Genomic DNA, 19357 nt, shown 5'->3' with positions numbered 1-19357 from the left:
GGGTTCACTTGCTTTCCAGGTACTGGTTCAGCTCGTCGATGGTGGTCTCGAACGTGAATTGGTCGTTCACCTGGTAGTAGTTGCCGACGTCGAAGGTGTGGTCATAAGCGAACTTGGCGAAGTCGAGCTTGCTGTCCTCGAAGGTGAAGAGGCCCATGAAGCCCTTGACTTGGCTCACGGTCATGCAACGGTCCTTCAGCATCTGCTTTGCCAAGGTCATCTTGCTGTCTTCGAAGGTCTTGCTCGTAATGCTGTTCTTCATGTTGGCGAACTCGCTGTCGTTCATGGGCCAAAGGCAGCCCACCGCACCGGTGTAGCCGGGCATGCTGTACACGGGTTCAGGGAGAGGAACAGTAACCGGGGCCGGAACGGGCTTGGGTTGCACCACCGCCGTCGTGGTCGGTTGGGTTGTCGTGGTCGTCGTGGTAGTGGTCGTCGTGGTCGTACTGGTGTTGCCCGTGCCATCCTGCACGTTCACGTTCATGTCGAACCCGATGCCGCCGAACCCGACGCTCATGTTCACGTTCTCACCATTGCCGGTGGTGGTTTCTTCCACGGTGGTGGTTTGCGTGGTTTGAACCCCGCCCGTGCTTGTGCCGAAGGTGGTCGTGGTGGTGCTGGCAGGTACTGCAGCATCGTCCACGAAGTTGCCTGGTACCAACTGAGCGGGTTGGGTCTTGGCAGCAGTGCCCAAGGCTGCTTCGCCGGTCATGCGCAATACCTTCTCCCCTTTCTTGTTGGTGGTGATCATGATGGTGTACTCCTTGCCCAGCGGGAAATAGCCGGACTTCCGCAGGTCGGGGATGCTGCCGTTCTCGAAGCTGATGATGACCATGGGCGTTTCGTTGCGCAGGCCGGTGGCCAGCACGCGGCTGGCAGGCTCGGCGTTCTTCTTGTCGCCATCGACCACCAGGACGAAGCCAGTGCCGTCATCAGTGAAGAAGACCAGGTCGCTGGTTTGGGCGAAGAGCGCTGAGAACGAGAAGGCGGATGCTGCGATGAGCGAGGACCAACGTTTCATGGGATGTGATCGATAAGGTGGGCGAAAGTATCCCTCGACTGCGCTCGGGATGACAACAGCACCCGGAAGGCAACCGGTGTGCCATGCACGAGCACGGCAGACCTTCGGAAAGGCCATTAACGATCCGTTCACTCCACGTGGTCCAGGTCCTTGTGGAAGGTCTCTTCCACGTACCAAGTAGCCCACAGCGAAAGACCGATGCACACCACGCCAACGACCAGCGCCGCCATCACACCGCTCCAGCTTGTGCGCAGCGCATCGAAAGCGTAGGTGATGGGGATAACGGCCCCGCGGACGAAGTTGGGTGCCGTGTTGGTGACGGTGCTGCGCAAGTTGGTGCCGAACTGCTCGGATGCCACCGTGACGAACAGCGCCCAGAACCCTGTGCTGATGCCGAGGACCATGCACATGATGTAGAACCAGGGCAGGTCAACACCTCGGTCGAACAGGAAGACCAGCACCATTGCGGACAGGAAGGCCATATAGAGGAAGATCACTTTACGACGGCTGCGCAACAACTGGCTGAGCAAGCCGCTCAACAGGTCGCCTATGCTGAGGCCGATGTAGCTCCACATCACGCTCTGGGCCACCTTCACCTCGCCCACCACCCCGAGTTCCGGTGCCAGCAAGTGGCTCTTGTTGATCAGCACACCGATCACATACCACACCGGCAGCCCGATCGCAATGGATGCCAAATACTTCAGTGTGCTGGCCTTCGACCGGAAAAGCGCAAGGAAGTTGCCCTTCACGACGTCGGCGCGCTCCTTGGTCTGCTTGAACATCCCGCTCTCGAAGGCCCCGGCCCGCAGCACCAACAGAACCAAACCCAGCGCCCCGCCCACGAGGTAGGCCATCTGCCAGCCTTGCACATCCAGACCGACGGCACTGGCCATGGCCGCGCCGCTGTTGCCTACCAGACCGGCCACCACGGCGCCCAGCGCTCCGAACGTGACGATGATCATAGTGCCCCAGCCGCGTTTCGTGCGCGGCATGCTCTCCACCACCAGCGTGATCCCCGCACCCAGTTCACCTGCCAATCCGATACCGGCCAATACACGGCACACTGAGTACCAGAATGTGTCGATGACGAACGCATTGAAAACGTTGGCCAACGAGTACAGCAGGATGGAGCCGAAGAGCACCTGCACCCGGCCACGCTTGTCCCCAAGGATGCCCCAGAGCAAGCCGCCGACAAGCATGCCGCCCATCTGGCAACCGAACAGCCAAGTGTCGTATTCGTTCAACGCCTCGCCCACCAAGCCAATGGCCTCCAGGCTTTCCTTCTTCACCACGTTGAACAGCACCAGATCGTAGATGTCCACGAAGTAGCCGAGCGAGGCCACGATGATGAGCAACCAAACCTTGCGGTCCATGTGGGCGAAGAAAGGCGGTAGCTCGCAACAACGGATCGGTGAAACGCAGGGGCAGTTGGGCGGCGGGCTCACATCGGGCATCTTTGCCGCCCATTTCCGCATCCGAAAATTCCATCCATGCGCTCCATCCTCATACTTGGTGCAGGTCGCTCGGCCTCATCGCTCATCAAGTACCTCGTCGAACACGCGCAGGAGCAGCAATGGCGCATTGTCGTCGCGGACCGGGAGGTGAAGCAGGCCGCCGCTTTGCTGGAAGGCGCAGGGAACGCAGCAAGCGCCTTGGCCTTGGATGCGACGAATGCGGAAGCCCGCTCCGCCGAGATCGCCAAGCACGACCTGGTGATCAGCATGCTGCCGGCCTACATGCACATTGATGTGGTAAAGGACTGCATCCACCGGAAAAAGCACGTGCTCACACCGAGCTACGTGCCCGATGCCATGTGGCCACTGGATGCTGAGGCCAAAGCTGCCGGGCTTGTCCTGTTGAACGAACTCGGCCTGGACCCCGGCATCGACCACATGAGCGCCATGCGCATCATTGATCGCATCAAGCGCGAAGGCGGCACCATTGAAGCGTTCGAGAGCTATTGCGGCGGGCTGGTTGCACCCGAGAGCGACACCAACCTATGGGGCTACAAGTTCAGCTGGAACCCGCGCAACGTGATACTGGCCGGACAAGGTGGATCCGCCAAGTACATCGACCAAGGTGTAACGAAGTACATCCCTTACCACCGCTTGTTCCAACGCACGGTGCAGGTGAAAGTGCCCGGCTTCGGCATGTTCGACGGCTACGCGAACCGCGATTCGCTCAAGTACAGATCGCACTATGGCCTTGATGGGATCCCCACGCTCAAGCGCGGCACGCTCCGCAAGGCAGGTTTCTGCATCGCATGGGATGCATTGATCCAGCTCGGCTGCACCGACGACAGCTTCGTTATGGAACTGCCCAGCGGTGCAACCTGGCGGCAATACACGGAATCCTTCCTGCCGCCGAGCGCAGGCCGTGACACCCGCTTGAACCTCGCGTACTACTTGAACCTGGAGCCCAACGGCGCAGTTATGCAGAAGCTCACTGAGGCAGGGCTGTTCACCGAAGAGCCGATCGGCAAGACCGGACTTTCACCGGCCGGTTTGCTTCAACACCTGCTCGAGCAACGCTGGAAACTGGAGCCCAACGACAAAGACCTGGTGGTGATGTGGCACCGCTTCGTGTACACCGCGGGTGGAAAGAAGCACGAACTGCACGCGTCGTTGACGGCGATCGGCGCAGACCAGACCTACACGGCCATGGCTCGAACGGTTGGCCTGCCCGTGGCCATTGCCGCCAAGCTGGTGCTCAACGGCCAAGTGAAGCAGCGCGGTGTATTGATGCCGCTCGCCGCTGAACTGTACGATCCCATCCTCGATGAGCTCACTGGGCACGGCCTCGTGTTCGATGAGCGGTAAACTTGAAGGTGCTACCAAGCGACGTTCTGCACTCAGCGGTATTTATCTGGCAACGGAAACGCAGGATCGTACTTCAGGCGATTCAAACCGGATGCAACCCAGTTCAGTATTCAAAGAGGTATCGACGATCGCCGAATAGGAATTCAGCCGCGTACAACCGAAAGCGCTGATCGAAGACCAACGATGTACAGTAAGTTGTGTCGTGAACATTGCATCGCTTCGACTGCCAACGAAGATTGCCAACGGGAGCAATGGTCAAACGATAGTCCTCCGAGCCGAACGGAACCAATGGCATATAGCGTTGCCCATCGAAGAGATATGTATACGCTGTGTCATGCATGGCTAAGACCAAAAGGTCAAGCGAGTCTGACATGGGTGATGTATCGTCTGCAAAGTACTTACGCTCGAAGAGGGCATCCCGTTGGCGGTACAGAATGGTGCGCTGCCTGCGACCGTTCCTGGCAAGGGCTCCAGTTACTGTGATGGTGATACTGCCCACATCGGCTGTATCAACCAGAAGGGAAGCTTGGTGATCGGTCGTGTCGCTTGTCGAAACAAGGCGAAGCGTATACTGACCGGAACGACTTGAAATCTCCGGTCCCCCGATGCACGAGAACATCATGAATAGCCAGCACGAAACAAAGGACAGTCGGGTTCGGCCCATCACTGCTTCTTTTCACCTCCCTTTTCGAAGGCAGGTTCGTAGTTCTTGTCAACCTTCTTCAAGGCATTCCGAATAGCGTTATAGAGCCTGTAACCCGGATGCTTGGCGTCTTTGCTGGCCAACGCTTTGTGATCCTTATGGCCCTCAGGATCCTTGGCCCTCTCTGCATCAAAAGCGGCCTTACCTCCCCGCTTAAAGGCTCTCATTTCGTTCTCGGCTTGATAGCCATGCAAGAAAGCCTCGTGTGCCGTGGTTTCACCTGCATCATACTTGTCGCCATGCATAAAGGTCATGACCTGAACGAAGGCTTGAACCCTTCCCTCGGATACGCGGCTATCGTAGAAACCCTCGACAAAATATGGAACGTTGCTTCTGTCACCCAAGTCACGCTCACGTAATGATACGTCTACAAAAACAAACTGTTGGTCATGAAACTCCCCATTCTGCTCGAACAGATGACCACCAATGATCTGTCCTGCCTTCGCGAATTTGCTCAAATACGCAACGCCCTCAGGAGTCTTCATGATATCCGCCAGGACTTGTTCCATTTTCTGAGAGACTTGACCCCATTTGTAAACCAAGTTACCGTGCTCGTCAAACTTCACCGCCTCGACAAGCCTAATCTCCTTGCCATCTCTATCAACGATGATCAACGGGTTATTGCCGAGCGCCGCGTATGGGGAAATTGAAGAAAACTTGTACGCCAACGGGTCTAGACTGAGCCATCTTCCCTGCCCAGTCCCCGCATGTTCGCACGAAAGTCAGAAATGGTGCCCGCTGTGTTACCAACCTCATCGTCATTGCCTTTCCGCAGAAGCGGGCTACCCACCTCCGCTCCTTCAATCGACGCAATCTTCCCGCTAACCGAGTTGAACCACACCCGACCTACTTTCCTAAGTGTATCGTTCCCGAAAAACTCGGGGTACAGTCCGTTCGTGAGCGTAACAACCCGTCGCTCGTGAGTTGCGGCCCCCACACTCTGGGCATCAGAAGCCATGGCCACGAGCGATGACATCAACACCACCAACATTCTGATTGCAATCATGGTGTAGCAGCTAAAAGCGTGAACAGCCCGAAAGTATGTTTCTGACCCTGTCCCTCCTCATCGAGATATCAACCGACCCTGGCAGGTCAGGGGACTTCAGTTGAAGTGCTCCGTCAGAAACCTACCTTCATCCCGTGGGCTGCGTCCGAGCATTGGTGTTCCTCGTGCCTGCGGCTCTTGGCTGCTGCACCCGAGCCCAAAATCCGGGCACCAGCCCGTACATCCAGCACTCACCTTCTGCGCCGATTTCGCCATCTACATGGCCAGGTCAAGGAGTCGCACGCCCCAACTATCCGATGGGTGCCACGGCCCAAGATGTGATCAACCAAGTTGAGAGCAATGCTGCCGATCGCCATGGTTTGCACCCTCCGCCAACCCAGGAGGAGATCAGGCAGAAAACCGCACTGGAATTCCAACAGCACCTGCGGATACGTGAGCTGAAGAATTCCCTCTATACGGAGTTGCTGAATGCAACAGAACCGAGGCCGGTGGTGAAAGTGCTGTGGAGCAGCTGTCGGGAGAAGCTGGGATTCGCGGTTCCGGGCAGCAGCGACTCAACCCTACAGAGTGATTTTCTGGGTTCTGCCGATCGCTTAGAGCGTATGCTCGGCGGCACGGAGCCAATGAGCTTGCGTGAAGCTGTTTTCGCGATGGAGGCGCCTGTGGTCAGAGGCGTCGTCACGCAAGAGCAGTTCAATGGAATGCTGGAGCGATGGACTGTGTCCGTGAAAGCGAACGTTCGACGTCAGGGCGGCGACGTGGAAGATCCTCTCCACCTTCACCAAGGTATCCAGGCGTTGTTCTCAGATTCATTGCGTGACCCGATCACAGGCAAGGCCTACCCCCGATTTCGCTACGACCTTGACGACTTCTGGGGCGAAGCAGACCCCACAAAGCTCCTCGTCAGCAAACTGCTCTTGACCGGTGAAGGCCAATGCCGCTCCATGCCCTTGTTCTACCTTCTTCTTGCTGAGCGCTTGGGCATCGAAGCGTTCTGGGCCTTCAGCCCAAATCACAGCTACGTGAAGTATCCGACCGGCTCAGCGCAGTTCGAGAACTTCGAGACTACAGTTGGCGCGATCACCAGTGACCAATGGCTCATGCGTACGGGATATGTGAGCAGCATTGCGGTGAAGAACCACAGTTATTTGGACACGGTCGGGACACGGCGTGCTGTAGCCCACCTGTTGACCGAGTTGTTGCAGAGTTACGAGCAACACTTCGGGGTGAACGAGGATTTCGCCGAGCGCTGTCTGACCACGACTTTGCGTGCGTTCCCCACTGATATCCATGCGTGGCTTCAGTTACGCAACCTGAGGATCAGGCAAGCGCGCTTGGCGCTCTGCAACGCTGGCAACCCGCCGAAAGAGAAGTGGGATGCTGATCCTGAAATAGCCCGCCCGATTGATGCTTTCGAGAAGGCTGATGAAATGGTACGTCTTCTGGGTTACTCCGAAATGCCTCCGGAAGCCTATGCTGAATGGCTGCGTTCACTGGAGCGGGAAAGGGAGCGCCGCGCAGTGGAAGGCTTGGGGCAGCCCATTGCGCCCGGGAACATCCAGCGATGAAAGGCGCACTCCTGCAGTTGATCATACTGCTCTGCACGGGCGGGTTCGTTCAAGCACAACCTGACTCTGCTTACGCCCGCGCTTTCGATGTCCTGATCGGAATGCTCTCCGGGCAGGAGGCCGCAGAACTTGAGCGCGCAGTGTTTACCGTGGAGAACGCGTATCTCGATGGTGCACTGGACAGCTCCATGTTCGTCAGTGCTATCGATGACTTGGCGGCCTTGGCGCGTGCTTGGTCGTTCGCCAATCCTTCGTCCGAGTACACCGAAAGTGATTCCATTCCCTTCGCTCTGAACCGCGCTACGTTCCATGTGCTCACCGACACGACGTTCCTCGCACCAGGTGTCCCGATCGGCCTTCCGTTCACCTACGACACGGTCGATTTTTTCGGCGCACAACATTGGGAAAGCACGTTCGTCACCAAGCTGTTGGCCACCGGTAGCGGGCAGTGCCATAGCCTTCCGCTCCTCTACGCCATGATCTGCAAGCGGCTTGGCACGCAGGCTTACCTCGCCGTTGTGCCAAACCACATTTACGTGAAACAGTACAGCCGTGTGCATGGCTGGTACAACATCGAGTTGACCAGCGGACAGTTCCCCGATGACGCCTGGATCATGGCCACCGGCTATGTGAGCACGGACGCCGTTCGTAGTGGGTTGTACATGGATACACTGGGTCTTCGGCAGACCTTGGCGCTTTGTCTCACTGACCTGGCGCAGGGCTATCAACGTCGCACATCCTCTCCTCAGATCGACTTTACGCTCAGATGCTGCAATGCGGCTCTGAGTGCACATCCAATAAGCGTGCATGCACTGCTGCTGAAGGTCGATGCTCTATCTCGTGCGCTGGACTTGAGCATCAACGACCAAGGCTACAATACGACCATCAGGTCTCAATTGGAGGCTACCTTAGAGATCCTGATAAGAGCAGATTACCGCGAGGTGCCTTTTGAGGTATATCAGAATTGGATCGCACAGTTACGTGGAGTTAGCGGAAGGTTCGTGTACGAGACTGGTTCGGCGAGGCCTTGATCTACAGGCATGTTCTCGGAACCAACCTCTATCGTCGCGGAGTCCCGCAACACGATATGGTCTGCTCACGGCATCTTGTTCGATGAGCGGGAAGCGGGATGAGCCCACTAGAAGTTCAGCAGCAGGTCGCTTACCATCGCCCGGTACTGCGGCGTGAAGTCCTTGGTGCCGGTGTGCTCCACAAGGAGTTCATGCTCCTCGACAGGTCCCGCGTCTCTCCGGAACTCGAGCAACGCGCGTTTGGCAGGTCGTTGCGCCACGTACCGGACAACCGTGCGTCGTCGCAACGCAAGCCGAGCTGCTGCTGCCAGGTCGATCAGTTCCTCGCTCCGGTTCATCGGAACGATGAGCGAGGCTCTTCCATCATCGGCCAAAAGGTCGGCGATGGAACGGATCAGTTCGCCCAGCTTCAGACCAGCGCCGTGCTTGGCCACGCTCTTGCGCGCATCAGGGCTCGGTTCTTCGCCCGCGTAGAACGGCGGGTTGCTGATGATATGATCGAAGCGTTCAGAGGTCCTCAGCTTCCGCACATCCATGCGATGGATGCGGATGCGGTTTGACCATGGGCTGGCAGCCGCGTTCTCCGCCGCCTCTTCCGCCGAGGCATCATCGATCTCAACGCCGTGCACTTGCCCGGTCGGGCTTCGTTGGGCTGCAATGAGGGTCAATACTCCGCAACCGGTCCCAATGTCCAAAATGCGTGTAGCGCTCGTCACATCCGCCCACGCACCCAACAGCACAGCATCCGTACCCACCTTGATGGTGCTACGATGGTGAAGTACACTGAACTGCTTGAAGCGGAAAGGCTCCATACCCCTAGCTCTCGCCCCGGTACAACTCCACCAATCCCGGCGGGGTCCGCACCTGGATGATGTTCTCCTCGGGATCAAGCCCCACGATGATGTCGTCGTTCACCGGGATGAGGATCTCGTGCTCGCCCTTGAGCACCACCAGGACCGGGTTGCCATCCGAACCTTCCAATCCGGTCACCTCGCCCAGTTCGCCGTGCACATCGTCCATGACGATGCACCCGATGAACTCCTCGGGATCCCAGCTCTCATCGCTGCCATCGGCCAGGTGGCCGGGTGGCGCATAGATGTCGCGGCCCACGAGCAACGCGGCGGCTTGCGGGTCCTCGATATCATCGAACTTGATGAGCAGCTCGCGGCCTTTGTCGTGCAGCTTGCTGAAGAAGAACGGCACCTTCTGCCCCTCGATGTCCACGAACAGGGCACCGGCGTGCTGGATATCCTCCGGCTCCACCGATTCCAAGTGCACGGTGAGCTCACCTTGGTGGCCCCATGGTTTGCCCAAGCGGCCCAAGTGGTGCAGGCTGTCGAGGTCCATCATTGGAGTGGCGGTGGCGTTGTCTTCGTGCGCGTCACAGACGCACTTCCCATAGGTCCGCGTTGCAAACGCAGACCGGCAGGTGCGGTGAATGTAGTGGCCCGTGCACAAGTGCCCTCCCTCATCCAAAGTGATGAGGTACCCTACGTGCCTTACAGACGCAATCCCCGTTGGTCCGCGTTGCAAACGCGGACCGGCAGAAAAGACGAAGCCCCGTCCGTGGACAGGGCTTCGAGCGGTTGCATTGATCGCTTACTCAGCGGCCGGAGCCTCAGGAGCAGCGTCGGCAGGAGCGTCGGTTGCAGCTTCAGCAGCCGCTTCGACAGCGGGAGCGGCAGCAGCCTCAGCGGCAGCCGTGGCTTCAGCCAGCTTCGCGCTGAGCTTCTCTGCCATGGCCTTGGCCTTCTTGGTCTCGTCGGCCACGCGGGTGTTCATCTCCGCTTGGGCCATCTGGCTCAGCTTGCTCTTCTTGCCCTCGATCTTGGCGGTCTTCTCGTTCATCCAGCTATCGAAGCGGCGCTCGGCCTCGGTGGCATCGAAAGCACCCTTCTTCACACCGTTCATCAGGTGGTTCTTGTACACCAGGCCACGGTAGCTGAGGATGGCCCGGCAGGTGTCTGTGGGCTGGGCACCCTTCTGCATCCAATCCAGCGCTTTCTCGCTGTTGATCTCGATGAACGCAGGGTTCTGGTTGGGGTCGTAAGCACCGATCCGTTCGATGTACTTACCGTCGCGCGGAGCGCGCTGATCAGCCACTACGATGTGGTAGTAAGGCTGGCCTTTTTTGCCTTTTCTCTGAAGGCGGATGCGAGTTGGCATGTCGCGGTTGTTGTTGGTTGTTTTACCGAAATGGGCTGCGAATGTAGCCGGATCGGACAAACAGGCGGCCCCAAGCTTGCTTGGCCATCTTTACCCCGCCCGGAAGTCGCGCCCATGAAGCACCACACGCTTTCCTGCATCCTTGGCCTCGCCTGCTCGAGCATGGCGCTCGGCCAGGTCGATCCCCCCCTTATCCCCCAGCCCGAACGACTGGAATGGACCCAAGGGCGTTTCGATCTCACCGGCACCACCATCGCCATCTACAAGCTGGAGCTCCGGGACGAGGCTGAGTTCCTGCAAGCGGGACTGCGATCTGTGGGCATTGATGCGGATATCGAGCAGGTGCACCGGGGCATGGGCAAGGTGGTCGCCCTTGGCCTCGCCCCGAACAAGGGCTTGAAGCCGGAGGGCTACGAACTGACCATCGTGCCCGAGGGCGCCGGCCTTTACGGAACGGATGAAGCCGGCGTGTTCCGCGGCATACAAACGTTCTTGCAACTCCTGCCCCCACCCGGCACCGCCAGCCCGGCCGTGCCGTGTGCCATGATCAGCGACCAACCGCGCTTTGGGTGGCGGGGCATGCACCTCGACGTGTGCAGGCATTTCATGCCGGCCGACTTCATCAAGAAGTACATCGACCTGCTCGCCCGCTACAAGATGAACACCTTCCACTGGCACCTGACCGATGACCAAGGCTGGCGCATCGAGATCAAGCGCTACCCGAGGCTCACCGAAGTAGGCGCTTGGCGCAACGGCAGCATGGTGGGCCACTACCGCGACCGGCAGTACGACACACTGCACTACGGCGGCTTCTACACGCAAGAGGAAGTGAAGGATATTGTGGCCTACGCAGCGAAGCGGCACATCACCGTGGTACCGGAAATAGAGATGCCGGGGCATGCCATGGCGGCGTTGGCGGCATACCCTGAGTTGAGCTGTACGGGTGGACCATTCGACGTGGAACGGGGCTGGGGCGTGTTCGACGATGTGTTCTGCGCCGGCAACGACAGCGTTTTCGCGATGCTGGAGAACGTGCTCACGGAAGTGATGACGCTGTTCCCGGGCCAGTACATCCACATCGGCGGCGATGAATGCCCCAAGGAACGCTGGAAGACCTGCACGAAATGCCAGGAGCGCATGAAGGCGAACGGGCTGAAAGACGAACACGAGCTGCAGAGCCATTTCATCCAGCGCATGGAGAAGTTCGTGAACGCGAGCGGCCGTAAGATCATCGGCTGGGACGAGATCCTGGAAGGCGGTCTGGCGCCGAACGCAGCCGTGATGAGCTGGCGCGGCACCGAAGGCGGCATTGCAGCAGCCAAGCAGAAACACAATGTGGTGATGACCCCTGGCTCGCACTGCTACTTCGACCATTACCAAGGCGACCCGGCCCAAGAGCCGCTGGCCATCGGCGGTCACACGACCGTGCAGAAGGTGTACAGCTTCGAGCCCATTCCAAGCGAACTGACGGCGGAAGAAGGACAGTACATCCTCGGCGCCCAAGGCAACGTTTGGACGGAGTACATCAACACACCGGAGCATGTGGAGTACATGGCCGTGCCGCGCATGCTGGCTTTGGCGGAAGTGTTGTGGAGCCCGAAGGAGAAACGCAACGAGAAGGATTTCATAGCCCGCTTGTTGCAAGAGTTCCCGCGTTTGGAGGCCATGGGCGTGAACGCGAGCAAGAGCATTTACCAAGTGGAAACGACCATCGTCCGCGGCAATGAACCAGGACGTTTGACAGTGGGCCTCTCCTCCCCCCTCGGCCTCGACCTTATGTACACCATAACACGACCTCCGTACTCGGAGCAAGGCCGCTTGGGGCGCTACAGCCAGCCGCTCACCATCGATGCGGATTGCGAAGTGCAGGGCTTCACCATGAACAACGGCAGCACTGGCCCAATTGCGCGCAAGCGCTTCGACTTCAACTGGGCAACTGCACAGGCGATCACCTGCAATCCGTTGCCGAACGAGCGCTACGACGATGGCGGCCCGTTGACCTTGGTGGACGGCATCCATGCGGGTGAACGCCGCGTGAACTACGAGTGGCTCGGCTGGCGCAGCGACGTCACCATTACGGTCCACTTGTCCTTGGGCAAGATGCTCACACATGTGGGCATCGGCGCCTTGGAGGAGCACTCATCGTGGATCCATCTGCCCGAGCAGGTCGTCATCAGCACGAGCTTGGACGGAAAGACGTTCGCGGTGCAAGGCACGGTGAAACCTGAAAAGGACGCCCAAGGCAACGTGCACCTCGGTATCGACCTGAAGGAAGTCGGGGCGGCGGCCGTGCGCTTCGAGGTGAAGAACACGGTGCGCATACCGGCGGGCATGGCCGGGGCAGGAAATCCGGCGTGGTTGTTCCTGGACGAGATCGAAGTGCGGTAGACAAGTTGACTGGATCGCTTCGCGCCTATGAAGGCGCTCGCGATGACGTGGGTGCGACCCGCCACCAGGGCCGATCGCACGTACGTCATCGCGAGGAAGCTCTGCGACGAAGCGATCCAGTAGGAAGGAATCGGGTTGAATAACTGATCCAAGCATGACATTTGCGTAGCCGCTTTACCATGAGAACCCTCCTCGCCTCCCTCCTGCTGCTGATGGCGACGGCCGCGCTCGCCCAGAAGCCCATCTACGCCTATGCGATCGGCAACTGGCGCAACGGCCCCACGGTGCAGATGACCGACGTGTTCGTGACGAGCGAGCGCTTCACCACCGAACAGATCATGGAACGCGTGATGAAGGAGTACGGCAGCTTCAAGCATGTGGCCGACCACGACCTCCTGCTCTTCACGGATTCGGCCGAGGCCATGAACAACCAGCGCGTGCTGGTGCACAAATACGCGCAACGCAAGCTCGGTGTGCAGGTGCGCAATGCTGATGGAACAATGGTGCAAGAGATCCCGCAACCGATGCCTTCGGCCGTGGAACCCAAGCCTGTGGCCCCGATCCCAGCAGCGCCCGCCAAGCCTTGAACCGTTCGTAGTGGCCTCGAGCGCACCCTTTAGGCAGGCGCCTACATTTCCAGCATGACTTCCACCATCAGGTACGCTGCTACCGCGGCGGCGATAGCCGCCTTCCTAAGCGCCAACGCCCAACTCGGCGATGGCAGCACGGTGTTCACGAAGGCCGATACGCTTCGCGGGAGCATCGGCCCTGGCCGTGCATGGTGGAACGCTACGCACTACGATGTGAGCGTTGCACCCGACTTCAAGAGCAAATCCATCCGCGGTACCACCATCATATCGTTCGCGGCCCTGGCCACGGGGAACCGCATGCAGATCGACCTGCAACAACCCTTGGTAGTGGACAGCATCACCACGAGTGTGGATGTCTTCCGCGACGGCGCGTTCCTGATCAGCGAGAAGCGCATCGCCAACGTGGCACGCGAGGGCAATGTGGTCTGGGTGGATCTTCCTGACACCATGAAGAGCGGCGATCTGTCATCCATCACCATCTACTACCACGGAACCCCGCGTGCCGCGAAAAACCCGCCTTGGGACGGCGGCTGGATCTGGAAAACGGACGCAGAAGGGAACCCGTGGATGAGCGTGGCGTGCCAGGGTCTGGGCGCCAGCGTGTGGTACCCGTGCAAAGACCACCAAAGCGACGAGCCCGATGCAGGAGCCATGCTGCACATCACCGTGCCCGACGGTTTGCAAGCAGTGGGCAATGGGCGCCTACAAAGCACATCCAAGCACAACAACGGCACCAGCACTTGGCATTGGGTGGTAACGAGCCCGATCAACCTCTACAACCTCGTGCCGTACATCGGCAAGTATGCGCACTTCGATGAGACGTACGACGGGTTGAACGGCAAGCTCGACTGCGACTACTGGGTGCTGGCCTACAATGAAAGGAAAGCCCGCGAACAGTTCAAACAAGTGAAGCCCATGCTGACCTGTTTCGAGGACTGGTTCGGCCCTTACCCGTTCTACCAGGACGGCTACAAACTGGTGGAATCGCCTCACCTCGGCATGGAGCACCAGAGCGCGGTGGCCTACGGAAACCAATACCTGAATGGCTACCTCGGCAGGGACCTGAGCGGCACCGGCCACGGGCTGAAGTGGGACTACATCATCATCCACGAGAGCGGCCACGAGTGGTTCGGCAACAACATCACCACGGCCGACATCGCCGACATGTGGGTGCACGAGGGCTTCACCATGTACAGCGAAGTGGTCTTCACGGAGTGCCTGCTGGGCAAGGACGCCGCGAACGCCTACGCCGCCGGGGTGCGGAAGAACATCGCCAACGACAGGCCCATCATTGGACCGTACGGCGTGAACCAGGAAGGCAGCGGTGACATGTACTACAAGGGTGCCGCGCTGGTGCACATGGTGCGCCAGGTCACCGGCGACAGCGTGTTCAAAGCGATGATGCGCGCCATGCACCAGCGCTTCCGCTTCGTGCCGGCCACCAGCGCTGCGGTGGAGGACTTCATCATCAACTACAACGAGGACACGCGCGCATTGCTCAACAAGAGCATCTTCGATCAGTACCTGCGTACCACGCAAGTGCCGGTGCTGGAGTACGGCGTGAAGAAGAAGGAACTCTGGGTCCGCTGGACGAACTGTGTTGAGGGCTTCACCATGCCCGTTGGATTGATCATCAACGGCGAACGCGGCTACGGAACGGTGAGTACGGAGTGGATCAAGCTGTACACCACCAAGGGCAAGAAAGCGAAAGTTGAGGTGGATGCGAACTGGTACGCGACCGCGAGGAAGGCGGACAAGGCTGCGGGCAGTTCGATACCATCGGGCAAGGTGAAAGTGAACAACCGCCCAACTCCGTACTTCTGAGCTCCAGAACGACCGCGGCCCCTCCTTCCGGAAGGGCCGCAGCCTTGTTCCTTGAGAGCAGCGCTTACTCTTCGCTGGCGCCTTCCTCTTCTTCCTTCTTCTTGCTCTTCTTGTCCTTGGCAGCCGACTCGCCGGCTTCCATCTTGCTCTTCAGGGCGCTGAGGACGCTGAGATCACCGAGGGTGCTCTTCTCCACTTTGTCGTTAACGCTCTTCACGCTCGGGCTCTGTCCGCCACCGGTATCGCCATCGGCACCGGCCTTGCGGCCGCGGCGCGGTGCGCTGGTTGCGGCTGCCACTTCGCTGTCGTCGCCGACCTCGAAGGTGCGTGTGTGGCTGAGCACGATGCGGCGTGCCTCTGCGTTGAACTCGAGCACCACGAAGGGCAGCTTGTCCTCCAAGGCGGCCTTGCTGCCGTCCTCTTTGCGCAGGTTCTTGGCGCTAACCATGCCTTCAACGCCGTAGGGCAGTGCCACCACGTAGTTCTGGCCAGCGCGGCCGATGATGGTGCCTTCATGCGTGCTGAGCGGTGTGAAGACGTTGGCGAACACCTCCCAGGGGTTCTCCTCCACCTGCTTGTGGCCGAGGCTCAAGCGGCGGTTCTCCTTGTCCACTTCCAGCACCTGCACTTCGATGGTGTCGCCCACGGCGCAGAACTCGCTCGGGTGCTTGATGCGCTTGGTCCAGCTGAGGTCGCTGATGTGGATGAGGCCGTCCACGCCATCCTCCAGCTCGGCGAAGATGCCGAAGTGGGTGAGGCTGCGGGCCTTGGCCTGGTGGCGGCTGCCCACAGGGTACTTGAACTCGATGTCCGACCAAGGGTCGGCCGTGAGCTGCTTCATGCCCAGGCTCATCTTGCGCGCGTCGCGGTCGATGTTCAGGATCACGCAATCGATCTCCTGCTGTTCCTTCAGGAAGTCCTTCGGGCTGCGCAGGTGCTGGCTCCAGCTCATCTCGCTCACGTGCAGCAGGCCTTCCACGCCCGGCTTCACTTCCACGAACGCGCCGTAGTCGGTGATCACCATCACCTTGCCCTTCACCTTGTCGCCCACGTTCATCTCGGCGCTCAGCGCATCCCACGGGTGGGGCTGCAGTTGCTTCATGCCGAGGGCGATACGCTTGCGCTCGTCGTCGAACTCCAGGATAACGACATTGATCTTGTCGTCGAGCTTCACGATCTCCTCCGGATGGTTCACGCGGCCCCAGCTGAGGTCCGTGATGTGCACCAGTCCGTCCACGCCACCGAGGTCCACGAACACACCGTAGGTGGTGATGTTCTTGACGGTGCCCTCGAGCACCTGGCCCTTCTCCAGGCCACCGATGATCTGCTTCTTCTGGGCTTCCAGTTCGGCTTCGATGAGCGCCTTGTGCGAGACCACCACGTTCTTGAACTCCTGGTTGATCTTCACCACCTTGAACTCCATGTTCTTGCCCACGAACTGGTCGTAGTCGCGGATCGGCTTCACGTCGATCTGGCTGCCGGGCAGGAACGCTTCGAGACCGAACACGTCCACGATGAGACCACCCTTGGTGCGGCACTTCACGAAACCGGTGATGATCTCGTCCTTCATCAGGGCATCGTTCACGCGGCCCCAGGCACGGTGCACACGCGCCGTCTTGTGGCTGATGACCATCTGGCCGCCCTTGTCCTCCTGCTTCTCGATGTACACCTCAACCTTGTCACCAATGGCGAGGTCGGGCTTGTAGCGGAACTCGCTCACGGGTACAACACCTTCGCTCTTGTAGCCGATGTTGATCACCACTTCCTTCTTGCCCACGGCCACCACGGTGCCTTCCAGCACGCTCTTCTCGGCGATGCTGCTGAGGCTTTCCTCGTAGCTCTTCTCCAGGGTCTCGCGCGCAACGCCACCGACGTTATCGTCGCCGAGGCTGTTCCAATCGAAATCCGCGGGTGGTTCGGCAAAGGAGATCTTGCCGTCGTTGATGGATGCGCTGCTGCGCGGCGCCATCGTCGCCTCTTTCTGTTCAGTAGCCATAGGGGCTCACTTCACTTGTATCCCTGGCCAGGGCGGCACGCCAGAGAGGGTTTTGGATGTTGGGCCCGGGGTGCCACTGCACGGACCTTCCCGAAAAGGGAGCGCGAATGTAGCCGGGGGGAAGCATGTGTTCATGTGGCCATGTGTGCATGTGCCCATGGAGGCTCGACTTCCGGGGTCGAAGAAGCCCGAACACGGATGCGCACTGAATTGCACGGCACAACAAGCGGAAGTGGACAGCCAGAGCGGCTTGCACCCCATGGACCCATGGCCACATGAACACATGGGCACAAGTGGTATGGTACTATGGCTCTCTACTTTCGCCCACCGATGCGCTCCTTCACCATCCCCACCCACTACCGCAGCAACCTCATCGGCCGGTTGAAGGCGTGGCGCAAGGCCCAAGACCCCAAGAAGAAAGACCTCAGCCCTACCGTCCTCGACCTGGGCCCTGTGCGGTTTGTGTTCGCAAGGCATTTCGGGTTCTGTTACGGGGTGGAGAACGCCATCGAGATCAGCTACAAGGCGCTTGAAGAAAACCCAGGCAAACGGATCTTCCTGCTGAGCCAGATGATCCACAACCCGGAGGTGAACGCCGATCTCGAAAGCCACGGCCTGCGCTTCATCCAAGACACCCACGGTCAGATGCTGATGGACTGGAACGAACTGACGGCGGAGGACATCGTCATCATTCCGGCGTTCGGCACCACGTTGGAAACGGAGGCCCGGCTGCGCGCCATCGGCATCGACCCATTGAAGCACAACACCACCTGCCCCTTCGTGGAGAAGGTGTGGAAACGCAGTGCCCAGCTCGGCACCCAGGACTATTCCGTGGTGATCCACGGCAAGGCCAGCCACGAGGAGACGCGCGCCACCTTCAGCCATACGGCCGCCGGGGCGCCAGCGGTGATCGTGAAGGACATGGCCGAGGCCGAAGAACTGGGTCGCATCATCCTCGGTGAACTGCCAGCAACGCACTTCGCGGAGCGTTTCGGGAAGAAGTGCACGCCCGGTTTCGACCCGGCGAAAGACCTCGCGCGCATCGGCGTGGTGAACCAGACCACCATGCTCGCCACGGAAACGCAGGCGATCGCCGACCACCTGAAACAAGTGATGGCGAAGAAACACGGTGAAGCCGACCTGAAGAACCACTTCGCCGACACGCGCGATACCCTCTGCTACGCCACCAACGACAACCAGGACGCCACCAACGAACTGCTGAAGCAAGAGGCCGACCTGGCCTTGGTGGTGGGCGGCTACAACAGCAGCAACACCAGTCACTTGGTGGAACTGTTGGAGCACAAGTTCCCGACGTACTTCATCAACGGCGAGAAGGAGATCCTGAGCGCCGACGAGATCGAACACTTCAACTATCCCGAGCAGAAACTGGAACGCACCGCGAATTGGCTACCTGCCAAACGACCGCTGACGATCATCCTCACCAGCGGCGCTAGCTGCCCGGATACGTTGTTGGACCGGGTGATGCTGAAGGGGGTGGGGTTTGTGGAGGGGGTGCGCGACCCTTTGGAGACCATTTCAGGTTTTTGCACCGCCTGACCATTCAACATGAAGGAACTCTACTGTTGGCGTTGCAAGATGGTCGTACCCATGCTGGATGACACCGAATTCGCGGAAGCAAAAAGATTATATGGGCTCATGTTCAAACCGACCGGCCCGGACTTTTCCCGTGAAGCGCGTGCCAAACCACTGCTGGACTACTACAACGCCCTGACCGGCTTCGCAGAAACAGAGCCCAATGCGATAATGCATCACGCGCTTTCGATGCATGGACCGCTTTGCAGCTCATGCGGGAAGCCTTACCGCACACCAGCCGCTAAGGTCTGTGCAGCTTGTGGCCACCTCCGCGCGGGCGATGAGTGAGCGTCCCGAAAAAAGGAGAATCCTCTTCGTCTGCACCGTGAACCGGTTGCGGTCGGCGACCGCGCACAAGATCTACGAGAACGACCCGCGCTTCGATGTGGACTCCGCCGGTACGGACCGCACTGCCACGGTGGTCCTCGAAGAATGGCATCTCGAGTGGGCCGATGCCGTTGTTGTCATGGAGAAGCGCCACCGGAACACCATCCGCGATCGCTTCCCTGAATGGTATGAGAAGAAACCGATCGTCTGCCTCTGCATCGAGGACATCTATGACTTCATGCAACCGGAGTTGGTCGCCATCCTGAAGGACAAGTTCGAGGATGTTCTCCGGCGCGGGCTTCTTGGAGCTTGACACTTGAGCCTT

16 protein-coding genes are annotated in these 19357 nt (G+C 59.4%); 9 read left to right on the top strand and 7 right to left on the bottom strand.

Features of this window, described 5'->3' with window-relative positions:
- Positions 1 to 4: 4 nt before the first annotated feature.
- Together IPJ76_15345 and IPJ76_15340 are read right to left on the bottom strand one after the other, a co-directional pair.
- Positions 5 to 1021 (bottom strand): DUF4476 domain-containing protein, encoded by a 1017-nt coding sequence (locus IPJ76_15345; GenBank protein QQR85963.1) that lies wholly within the window; start codon positions 1019 to 1021, stop codon positions 5 to 7.
- Between the two features lie 128 nt (positions 1022 to 1149).
- Positions 1150 to 2394: an MFS transporter gene (locus IPJ76_15340; protein QQR85962.1), complete on the bottom strand. Its 1245-nt coding sequence runs from the start codon at positions 2392 to 2394 to the stop codon at positions 1150 to 1152.
- A 117-nt stretch (positions 2395 to 2511) separates the two neighbouring features.
- On the opposite strand from IPJ76_15340, the gene IPJ76_15335 reads away from it, so the two are divergent.
- Entirely contained in the window at positions 2512 to 3840 is a 1329-nt protein-coding gene (locus IPJ76_15335; GenBank protein ID QQR85961.1) for a saccharopine dehydrogenase NADP-binding domain-containing protein, read from the top strand.
- 663 nt (positions 3841 to 4503) lie between these two features.
- On the opposite strand, the gene IPJ76_15330 is transcribed toward IPJ76_15335, so the two are convergent.
- Positions 4504 to 5157 carry a hypothetical protein gene (locus IPJ76_15330; GenBank protein ID QQR85960.1) on the bottom strand — a complete coding sequence of 218 codons (654 nt, stop codon included), beginning with the start codon at positions 5155 to 5157 and terminating at the stop codon, positions 4504 to 4506.
- 688 nt (positions 5158 to 5845) lie between these two features.
- On the opposite strand from IPJ76_15330, the gene IPJ76_15325 reads away from it, so the two are divergent.
- Both IPJ76_15325 and IPJ76_15320 read left to right on the top strand, forming a co-directional pair.
- Entirely contained in the window at positions 5846 to 7117 is a 1272-nt protein-coding gene (locus IPJ76_15325; GenBank protein ID QQR85959.1) for a hypothetical protein, read from the top strand.
- The gene (locus tag IPJ76_15320) at positions 7114 to 8148 is read left to right on the top strand and encodes a hypothetical protein (GenBank protein ID QQR85958.1); all 1035 of its coding nucleotides are present in this window, start codon (positions 7114 to 7116) and stop codon (positions 8146 to 8148) included. Before IPJ76_15325 ends, IPJ76_15320 begins: the two co-directional genes overlap by 4 nt.
- Positions 8149 to 8255: 107 nt before the next feature.
- Here the strand turns inward: IPJ76_15320 and IPJ76_15315 are convergent, their stop codons facing one another.
- The 3 genes from IPJ76_15315 to IPJ76_15305 form a co-directional block, all read right to left on the bottom strand.
- A complete protein-coding gene (locus IPJ76_15315; protein QQR85957.1) occupies positions 8256 to 8960 on the bottom strand; it encodes a methyltransferase in 705 nt (234 codons plus the stop codon).
- Positions 8961 to 8964: 4 nt separating this feature from the next.
- Complete coding sequence (rimM, locus tag IPJ76_15310; GenBank protein QQR85956.1) at positions 8965 to 9498, bottom strand: 16S rRNA processing protein RimM; 534 nt, start codon at positions 9496 to 9498, stop codon at positions 8965 to 8967.
- Positions 9499 to 9747: 249 nt separating this feature from the next.
- Positions 9748 to 10314 (bottom strand): 30S ribosomal protein S16, encoded by a 567-nt coding sequence (locus IPJ76_15305; GenBank protein QQR85955.1) that lies wholly within the window; start codon positions 10312 to 10314, stop codon positions 9748 to 9750.
- Positions 10315 to 10428: 114 nt separating this feature from the next.
- Here IPJ76_15305 and IPJ76_15300 point away from each other — a divergent pair, with 114 nt between their 5' ends.
- The 3 genes from IPJ76_15300 (at position 10429) to IPJ76_15290 (ending at position 15116) form a co-directional block, all read left to right on the top strand.
- A complete protein-coding gene (locus tag IPJ76_15300) occupies positions 10429 to 12702 on the top strand; it encodes a beta-N-acetylhexosaminidase (protein ID QQR85954.1) in 2274 nt (757 codons plus the stop codon).
- Positions 12703 to 12881: 179 nt separating this feature from the next.
- Positions 12882 to 13289 (top strand): hypothetical protein, encoded by a 408-nt coding sequence (locus IPJ76_15295; protein ID QQR85953.1) that lies wholly within the window; start codon positions 12882 to 12884, stop codon positions 13287 to 13289.
- Between the two features lie 54 nt (positions 13290 to 13343).
- Positions 13344 to 15116: a M1 family metallopeptidase gene (locus IPJ76_15290; protein ID QQR85952.1), complete on the top strand. Its 1773-nt coding sequence runs from the start codon at positions 13344 to 13346 to the stop codon at positions 15114 to 15116.
- Positions 15117 to 15180: 64 nt separating this feature from the next.
- Here IPJ76_15290 and rpsA read toward each other — a convergent pair whose 3' ends face one another.
- Entirely contained in the window at positions 15181 to 17085 is a 1905-nt protein-coding gene (rpsA, locus tag IPJ76_15285) for a 30S ribosomal protein S1 (protein QQR88479.1), read from the bottom strand.
- A 357-nt stretch (positions 17086 to 17442) separates the two neighbouring features.
- On the opposite strand from rpsA, the gene IPJ76_15280 reads away from it, so the two are divergent.
- Genes IPJ76_15280 through IPJ76_15270 form a run of 3 tightly spaced genes read left to right on the top strand, consistent with a single transcriptional unit; the run spans position 17443 to position 19345 of the window.
- Positions 17443 to 18669, top strand: a complete 1227-nt coding sequence (locus IPJ76_15280; protein QQR85951.1) for a 4-hydroxy-3-methylbut-2-enyl diphosphate reductase — start codon at positions 17443 to 17445, stop codon at positions 18667 to 18669.
- A gap of 9 nt (positions 18670 to 18678) precedes the next feature.
- On the top strand, positions 18679 to 18993 hold the full coding sequence (locus IPJ76_15275; protein ID QQR85950.1) for a hypothetical protein: 315 nt from the start codon (positions 18679 to 18681) through the stop codon (positions 18991 to 18993).
- The gene (locus IPJ76_15270; GenBank protein ID QQR85949.1) at positions 18986 to 19345 is read left to right on the top strand and encodes a protein tyrosine phosphatase; all 360 of its coding nucleotides are present in this window, start codon (positions 18986 to 18988) and stop codon (positions 19343 to 19345) included. Before IPJ76_15275 ends, IPJ76_15270 begins: the two co-directional genes overlap by 8 nt.
- Positions 19346 to 19357: the final 12 nt, after the last annotated feature.

The organism is Flavobacteriales bacterium (assembly GCA_016699575.1).
Classification (GTDB): domain Bacteria; phylum Bacteroidota; class Bacteroidia; order Flavobacteriales_F; family PHOS-HE28; genus PHOS-HE28.
Note: the sequence above shows the minus strand (reverse complement) of the source record. Positions and strands in the feature narration are given on the sequence as shown.